The organism is Rhodospirillales bacterium, assembly GCA_016872535.1.
GTDB lineage: Bacteria > Pseudomonadota > Alphaproteobacteria > Rhodospirillales > 2-12-FULL-67-15 > 2-12-FULL-67-15.
Genome location: VGZQ01000108.1, coordinates 1 through 8,401, shown reverse-complemented (window position 1 = coordinate 8,401; position 8,401 = coordinate 1). Strand labels below are relative to the sequence as shown.

The window sequence follows — 8,401 nt, the reverse complement described above, 5'->3', positions numbered from 1 at the left end:
CAACCTTGCCAAGGTTGGGGTCGAGGGTTCGAATCCCTTCGCCCGCTCCAGTTTTTTTCAACGACTTATCCGTCGTTTCGGTCGGCGAACGTGTGGGCACTGTGACCAAATTGTGCCAATCCTAAGCCGCGCGGCGGCGTGTGGACGTAGCGGACAGTTTCAGCCCGAGCGCTCGCATCACGCGGATGACGGTTCCGAACTCGGGATTGCCCGACGGACTCAGCGCCTTGTAGAGGCTTTCGCGGGATAGCCCTGCTTTCCTGGCGACACGCGACATTCCGTGCGCTCGGGCAATAGTGCCGAGCGCGTGCGCGATGAAGGCCGGATCATTCGATTCCAGGGCATCCTCCATGTAGGCGCTGATAGCTTCGGCGCTGTTCAGGTGCTCGGCGGAATCGAAGCGGGTCGTTTTTTGCTTCTTTGCCATCGGTCAATCCTCCAATTGGGCCGCAAGAATTTTCGCGGCTTTGATGTCCCTGGATTGGGTACTTTTGTCGCCGCCGCACAGAAGAACGATCAGCACCTTGCCGCGCCGGACGAAATACACGCGATACCCGGGGCCATAGTGAATCCTAAGTTCGCTGATGCCCTCGCCCACCGGGGCCACGTCGCCCTGGTTGCCGAGCGCCAGCCGGTCGATCCGGGCCGCGATCTTCGCCCGGGCGCGGCCGTCGCGCAGCCCCGCCATCCATTTCGAGAATAAGGTGGTCTGGCGGACTTCGATCATGGGTGAATGTATCCTATAGGATACAATGATTCAAGGCCCGGTTGGCAACGCTTACTGTGCCCAAAACGTGCCAACGCTAATCTGCGCTAATCGATTCTATGCGGTTCATTTCGGGGGAAGCTTGCGACAGCGCCCGCGCAACCGCGTTGATGTTTAAGGCGTTTTCATTTTCTCGGGGCCGTTGCCAAGGTTGGGGTCGAGGGTTCGAATCCCTTCGCCCGCTCCAGTTTTTTTCAACGACGCACCGACAAGATCAAGCCGGCAAGGGGTCGTTGGTTTCCAGCCGGTCGTCGACGATGCGGACCACTTCGTCGATCTCCGGATTGGCGAGGCCGTAACTCTGGGCGATCAGCTGCACCAGAATATCGACCCGCTCGATGAACGGGGCGCCGGCGGCGATGGAGCGCGCCACCGACGACGGCCGGAGCAGGCTTTCGGCCGCCTTGGCGTATTTGTCGAACGGCACGCCGTCGGCCGGGTCGGCGCCGAGTCGTTGCGTCAAGTCGGTGACGAAGTTGTAAATGGATTCGGACTTCGCCAGATCGCCATACACGGCGTCCCGGATGCTCCGGGGCTCGCCTCGGGTGATGCAACGGTAGTTGCCGGTCAGCAGCATGCTCCACTTCGCCAACGGCACGAAGATCGAGTCGTAGACGCGAAGCTTGACCGGCACGTCGTGGCCATCGAGCCGCACCGCGTCGATGTCGCGTTCGATTTGCCGAAGGGTGACATCGGCCTTGGCGTCGGCGAACTTGGCCGCCTTGAAGTTGGTCGGCAAACCAACGTGCAGCACGTTCGCCGGCTCGCCGGGCGGACGGAAGGCCTGCGGGTCTGGGCTGCAGAGTGTCATCAGACTCGGATCGAACCGGTCCCAGACGATGGGATCGGTATAGCTGGCGCCCAGCTTGCCGGTATCGAGTCCCGGGATCCGCTTGAGAAACGGCAGCGGCGGCATGTTCATGATGGAGAGGCAGGGAAGGCGCTCTTCGGCGATGCGAATCAGCGCCGTGTGAATGGCGTGGTGCGCATACTGGGGTTCCTGCATGGCCAGGCCGACCATGTCGTAATCCGCGACGGTGATGTCTTTCGGGGGGTACGCGGTGAGACGCCCGGGCAAGCCGGTCGAGCGGATGGTGCGATGCTCCTTTTCGTCTTTCAGCTTGATCCGGACGACGGTGCCTTCCGCATTGATCAGGTCCGCGGTCTGCCGTCGGCAGACCAAGGTCACGTTATGTCCGGCCATCAATAGTTTGGTTCCGAGAAGGGAACCGTACGACGCGCCGAGAATAAGAAAATTGAACGCCATGGTTTGAGCCCGCTCTCCTGGAAATTTGCCCGATGGGGAAACGAAAAGGTCCCCTCCCGCGGAGCTATATCAGCAAGTTTTCATATTTGCCGAAAGGGCCAAATCATGCCATTGCCGGCGTGTATCAGCGGCCGGTCGCGATCAGAACGCCTCTTCCCAGGTCCGGCTGAGGCGCGTCGCGGAATTGATCAGACCGACCATCGAATAAGTCTGCGGAAAATTGCCCCACAACTCTCCGGTTTCGGGGTGGATGTCCTCCGACAGAAGCCCGAACGAATTGCGCCGGTCGAGAACCGCCTCGAACAACGCCAAGGCCTCGGTTTTACGACCGAGGGCGGCAAGCGCGTCCACGTACCAAAGGGTGCAGATGGTGAAGGCGGATTCCGGCAAACCGAAATCGTCGGCGGTTGCGTAACGCAACAGCAAATCGCCGCGCCTGAGGGTGCGGCCGACATATTCGACAGTGGACGCGAAGCGGGGATCGTCGGCGGCCAGAAAATCAAGCTCGTGCAGGAGAAGCAGGCTCGCGTCCGCCTCCTCGCCGTCCCAGGTGGAGACGAAGCTTCGCAGCTTGTCGTTCCAGCACCGTCGGGTGATGACGCCGCGCAGTCGATTCGCTTCTCCTTGCCAATGGGATTCCCGCTCGGGCAAGCCAAGCGTCCCGGCGATCTTGGCCAGCCGATCGCACGCGGCCCAGCACATCAGGCTGGAGAACGTGTGAACGGCAAACCGGGTGCGCAGTTCCCACGGGCCGGCATCGGGCTGATCGAAGACCTCGACGGCCTTTCGCCCCAAAAGCTCGAGCCGTTCGAACAGCTGCCAATTCCCGGATCGGACCAGGCGCTTATCGAAAAATACGTGGGTGGCGGCGAGGATGACACTGCCATACACGTCGTTTTGCACCTGCTCGTAGGCCAAATTGCCGGTGCGCACCGGCCCCATGCCGCGATAACCGGCGAGCGCGGGCATTTCGTGTTCACCCAACGAATTCGAGCGCGAAATGCCGTAGACCGGACGCAGGACGCCGCCCTGGCTTTCGCTGACGATGTTGGTGATGTAGCCGAGATAGTCTTCCATGGTGCGGGTCGCGCCGAGCCGGTTGAGGGCATGGACGACGAAATAAGCGTCGCGCGGCCAGCACAGGCGGTAGTCCCAGTTGCGCCGGCTCCCTGGCGATTCGGGGATCGATGTGGTCAGCGCCGCGACGATCGCCCCGGTTTCCTCAAAGTTGCAAAGCTTAAGGGTGATGGCGGCACGGATGGTCTCTTCCTGCCAATCGAAAGGCACCGACATGGAGCGGACCCAGTTGCGCCAATGTTCCAGGGTGCGTTCGTGAAACATGCGCGCCGTTTCGTCGATTCCAGTTTGCAGCGTTTCGTCAGCGCCAAAAATCAGATTGACTGGCATGTCGAGGACGAACGACCGCTCTTCGACCACATAGGACAACGGCGCGTCGGTGGTCAGGCGCGTGGTCAAATCCTCGGACACGTAGCGGATGTGGTTGCTGCCGGTGGTGATGCGTGGGCTGAGCGCGCCCCAGCCGAAACGGGGCCGAAGACGAACGCGAATCCGGGGCTTGCCGCTCAAGGGAAAGACCCGGCGCACGATCAACGGCGGGCGGAACATGCGGGAATGTTGGGCGAAGCGCGGCGCGAAATCGATCACTTCGACCGCGCTGTCGTCGTCACCGTAAAGACGCGTACACAGGATCGCCGTGTTGGGGACATAGCAGGGTTCGCTGCGGACTTGATTGACGAGTTCGAGCGCAAAATACCCCCCGTTCGACGCCTCATCCGGGCGGTACGGCTCCGCGCCATTCAGCAGCGCGTTGAAAATCGGATCGCCGTCAAAACGCGGAAACCCGCCCCAGACAATGCGCGCGGCGGCGTCCACCAGCATGGCGATCGAGCAGTTGCCGATCACTCCGAGATTTAGATCGATCATTTCATTTTCCCGCGTCGTCCACGTCTTGTCGCCGCTCCGGCCAATCGTTCCAGCCATGTCGCCGCCTCAACGATGTCCGCCACGCGATGGCGGGCGGCGGATTTGCCGTCGGCCCCGACGCGAACGGAAATTCCGCCCCGCCGGTTGACTTCGCGAAATCCCTCCTCATCGGTCACGTCGTCGCCGACGAAAATCGGAATACGCCCGGCATAAGGAGGGCGATTGAGAAACCAGGCAATGACGGCTCCCTTGCCGGCGTCGGATGGTAGAATCTCGACCACGTTCTTGCCGTCGATCAAGCGAAATCGACCCTTGTCGCCGCCCAGCGCCCGCGCGGCGATGCGGCGGGCGCGGCGGGCGTCGAGCGCCGGTAAGCGATAGTGAAGCGCGAGCGAATGCGACTTCACCTCGACCATGGCGGGCGCGATCGCGTCGACGAGGCGGGCGAGACGTTCGGCGATCCGGGGGAGCGACGCATCCGCAGTCGCGAGCACTTTAACCGCCCCGGCCATGCGCAGCTCGGCGCCATGGCAGCCGGCGGCATCGAGGCCGGTGTGCCCGAGCAGGGCTTCGAGTGCCGCCAAGCTCCGCCCGGTAATCAGGGCACAGGCGCCGCCAAAAGATTTTCTGAGCCGTTGGAGCAGGGGAATCAGCCCTTTGGGCACCACGACCTTGTCGGGATGTTCGGCCAGCTCCAAAAGCGTGCCGTCGACGTCGAGAAACAAGGCCCACAATCGCGCGCCGAAATCGGGCAAGGGAGGAAGATCAGGCATTCTTCGCCTCTTGCTCGCTGACCGAGGCGATGTTCGATTCGATGCGGCTTCGCTTGCGAATTCGCGAGGCGTCGAGCAGCATCCGACCCGCCCAGTAAAAGACGTTGTTTTCGCTCACCGACTCGCGCATCAGCCGCATCCGTTCGCGCTGTTGGTCGGGCGGCATCCGCAGCGCCCGATCGATGGCATCGGCGGTGGCGCGCGCATCGAACGGATTGACGATCAGGGCCTCCAAAAGCTCGCGCGCCGCGCCGGCGAAGTTGCTGAGGATCAGAACGCCGCGCTCGTCGTCGCGCGCGGCGACGAACTCCTTGGCGACCAAGTTCATGCCGTCGTGCAGGCTGCTGACGATCACCACGTCTGCGGCGCGGAAAAGTTCGTAGACCTGCTCGGGTTCGTGATGCTGCGCCACCAGGATGATCGGCTTGTAAGCGCCACGGCTGAAGCGGGCATTGATTTGGTCGGCGATGGCGGCGGATTCCTTCTGAACATCCTGGTAAGCGGCAAGCTTGCTGCGGCTCGGCGCCGCCACCTGAAGGAAAACGAACCGACCGATCCATTCCGGATACAGTTCCAAAAGAATCTCCACCGCCCGGAAGCGATCGGGGATACCCTTGGTGAAATCGAATCGCTCGACACCGACGCCGAGTAGGGTATCGGCGGGCAAGCCGTATCGGGCCAATACCGCCGCTCGGCATTCCGGCGCCGGCGGCAGGTTCGCAAGCGGCAACGGTGGCCAAGCGATCGAGATGGGATAGGGTCGCACCAGGGTGGCGTGTCCGCCCACCGAAACGGTCGCCTGTTCGCGGTCGATATGGCATTCGATAAAACGATCGGCGGTCTCGATGAAGTTGTTGCAATGGAGTTGGGTGTGGAAACCGACCACCGAACTGCCAAGCAGACCATCGACAATCTTCTCACGCCAGGGGCAAATTCCGAAGACTTCGGAGTTGGGCCAGGGGATATGCCAAAAGGCGATGATGGTCGCCTGTGGCATCTTCTCTCGCACCATTCTCGGGACTAAGGCGAGATGGTAATCGTGCACCAGGACGATGGGGTCCGGGCGCATCGCTTCCGCGACGATCGCGTCGGCAAATTTGCGGTTGACGGCGACATACTGCTCCCAATCGGATTCCCGGAACGCCGGGCGGACGAAGGTGATATGGCAAAGCGCCCAAAGCCCTTCGTTGGCCAGCCCGTAATAATAGCCTTCCTGTTCCGCTTCGCTCAGCCAGACGCGGCGCAGGGTGTAGTGCGGAGCCTCGGGGGGCACGGCGATCCGGTCGAACTTGTCGACGGTATGACGGTCGGCGGTGCCGCTTCCGTGCGCGATCCAAATGCCGCCGCAGGCCCGCATCACCGGTTCGAGCGCGGTCACCAAGCCGCTTGCCGGATGTTGCAGCGTGATCTCGTTGTTGGGTCCGAAGTTGTGGATGTAGGGCTCTCGGTTGGAAGCGATGATGACCTGGACATTGGGTAGTTCGCTTTCGAGCGCGCGGCGGAGCGTGTCCGGCGACCAGTCGACACGGATGCCGGTCGCGGTCCTGCGTGAAATGTCGAGATCGCGCAACAGTTGGCGGATTTCTCCGATTACCGGTGCCAGTTGCGGGTCCGGGCCGGGCGTGAAGCTTCCCAATGGAGCCCGCAAACTTTTGCGAACCGAGCGGATCCAACCATGCAACGTCAATCGCGCGATTAGAACCGTGACACCGGCCACGGCGAGCCCGAGCAGGACGAGAAATCCGGTCAAATACAGCCGGGCATCGAAGCTGCGGCCGACGGCAAAACTCATGTCATGGAGAATCAGCAGGCGACCTAAAGCGGGGTCTTCGCCCGACAGCCTGAACGCGGCGCGCAAAACCGTTCCGCGTTCGTAGATTTCGCTGCGAAACAAGGGCTCGCGGTCGGCGCCGGTTTCCACGCACCCGAACTGTTTCGGCCAGGCCTTGTTGGCCCGTTGCAACCGACCCGCGCCGTCGCACCAGCCGATCGCCATCACCCGCTCGTCGGTCGCGATGCGTTCGAACAAGACATCCATTTCGCGCCAGGCTTTCCGTTGCGCAAGGGCGGACAACGATTCCTGGATCGAGTTGAAGATCAGGCGCGATCGCATTTCGACGTCGTATCGGAACCACCGGATGATCAGGCGGTCGGCCGCCGGTGTCAGCACGGCGGCGGTCACCGCCAGCACCGCCAGCAAAGGGACAAAAAAACGCAAGAACAGACCGACATTCATTGCGTCGCGCACCGATCCGAATTGTTCCGAAGTCGGTGAATCTTAGTACATTACGCCGTCCGCTTTCGACCCAAAAAAGAATACCGGGAGTTTCGGAAAACTCCGCGCCAAACGCGTGGTACGCGCGCTGGAACCCGGAAAAGGCGACGACCGCGTCGAGTTCTTCAGCGGTGAACCAGAACCGGGATCTTGGAATGCGCCAAAACCTTGCTGGTTTCGCTGCCGAGCAGCAGGGCCTTCATGCCGCCATGTCCATGCGAGGCCATGACGATAAGATCGCAGCGCCTTGCGCGCGCGGTCATGATGATCGCCCTCCAGGGGTCGGGATGGCGGGCGTGAACGGTCGCGCAACGGACGCGCGCGGCCTTGGCCGCGCGCAGGACGGCGGCGAGAGACCGGGCGGCGTCCCGTTCGACCTCTCGTTCGTAGTCGGCCGCGGATATCATGCGCAAGCGCGGACGGGGATAAAAATCCCGCCAAGTCGGCGAACTCGTCATGCCGGTCACTTCGGCGCCGAGCGCCCTTGCCAGCCTGACGCCATGGACAACCGCTTTTCGCGAAAGCTTGGAGCCGTCGGTCGGAACGAGGATGCGCTTGTACATCGGTGGATTCCTTTATCGTGGCGCGATGCATTCGGTAAATTTTAGGAGGCAAGCGCCGATCAAGAATTGATCGGGATCAAGCCCCGCTTCGGAAATTCTCCCCGCGCCTCACCATTCGATGATCGAGCTCGCGAAGGCGAGGACGACCAGCGCCGCGGCGTAAAAAGCCGCCGCCGTTCCGGCCATGAAAAAAATATTGGCTGCGGTTCGGAGCGGATAGCGATGACGCTCGCGCTCGCGGCGCTCGGCGCTACGCCGCTCGGGCCCGCTCAGGATGGTGATGTAGAACCGGCCGCCGAAAAAAGGCAGCGAAAATCGAATATCGATCGGATGACGCGTCCAGAACGCGGCCCCGGCGGTCGGCGAGGCGCCGGGTGACACGGCACCGGTGTCGGTGTTCGGCATCGAATTCCTCCCCACGTTCGCCCGCGCCCCGGTAGGGGCGCATTTTTTATTGCGCGCGCGCCATCGGATTTCCTACGCCACCCGCGGGCTCGTCGCGCAATTCCCTCTCGGCGCGCCCCCGGCATCGTGGTTAATTTTTCAATTGTTTCCGGGATTTACGCCTCTTGCGCATGGCGAATTTACCGCCCGCGTGATAGTTTTCCCAGAGGATTCCGGATTGGCGAGGAAATCCGGTGGAGACCCGAGGGAGGGGCGTTCATGCCGAAAAATGGCGATCGGTTCGCCGCCGATCTTGCCGCCCAGCTCGCCGCCGAGGCGGATAAGCGCTTGGGAGCCGAGGAAGCCGGCGCGCTCCGGCCGTTCTTCACCGCCTATTACGCCAACGTCGCGCCCCGCGACCTCCAAGGC

8 protein-coding genes are annotated in these 8,401 nt (G+C 62.3%); all 8 read right to left on the bottom strand.

Annotated elements, in window-relative coordinates; translation table 11 throughout:
- Window positions 1-121: 121 nt before the first annotated feature.
- On the bottom strand, window positions 122-427 hold the full coding sequence (locus FJ311_15115; GenBank protein ID MBM3952767.1) for a putative addiction module antidote protein: 306 nt from the start codon (window positions 425-427) through the stop codon (window positions 122-124).
- 3 nt (window positions 428-430) lie between these two features.
- Window positions 431-727, bottom strand: coding sequence for a type II toxin-antitoxin system RelE/ParE family toxin (locus FJ311_15110; protein MBM3952766.1), 297 nt, complete (start codon window positions 725-727; stop codon window positions 431-433).
- A 253-nt stretch (window positions 728-980) separates the two neighbouring features.
- Complete coding sequence (locus tag FJ311_15105) at window positions 981-2,033, bottom strand: hypothetical protein (protein MBM3952765.1); 1,053 nt, start codon at window positions 2,031-2,033, stop codon at window positions 981-983.
- 141 nt (window positions 2,034-2,174) lie between these two features.
- Entirely contained in the window at window positions 2,175-3,977 is a 1,803-nt protein-coding gene (locus FJ311_15100; protein MBM3952764.1) for a glycoside hydrolase family 15 protein, read from the bottom strand.
- The gene (gene otsB, locus FJ311_15095) at window positions 3,974-4,750 is read right to left on the bottom strand and encodes a trehalose-phosphatase (GenBank protein ID MBM3952763.1); all 777 of its coding nucleotides are present in this window, start codon (window positions 4,748-4,750) and stop codon (window positions 3,974-3,976) included. Before otsB ends, FJ311_15100 begins: the two co-directional genes overlap by 4 nt.
- Window positions 4,743-6,986: a trehalose-6-phosphate synthase gene (locus tag FJ311_15090; protein MBM3952762.1), complete on the bottom strand. Its 2,244-nt coding sequence runs from the start codon at window positions 6,984-6,986 to the stop codon at window positions 4,743-4,745. Before FJ311_15090 ends, otsB begins: the two co-directional genes overlap by 8 nt.
- Before the next feature lie 164 nt (window positions 6,987-7,150).
- Window positions 7,151-7,588, bottom strand: coding sequence for a universal stress protein (locus FJ311_15085; GenBank protein MBM3952761.1), 438 nt, complete (start codon window positions 7,586-7,588; stop codon window positions 7,151-7,153).
- A gap of 108 nt (window positions 7,589-7,696) precedes the next feature.
- Window positions 7,697-7,993: a hypothetical protein gene (locus FJ311_15080; GenBank protein ID MBM3952760.1), complete on the bottom strand. Its 297-nt coding sequence runs from the start codon at window positions 7,991-7,993 to the stop codon at window positions 7,697-7,699.
- Window positions 7,994-8,401: the final 408 nt, after the last annotated feature.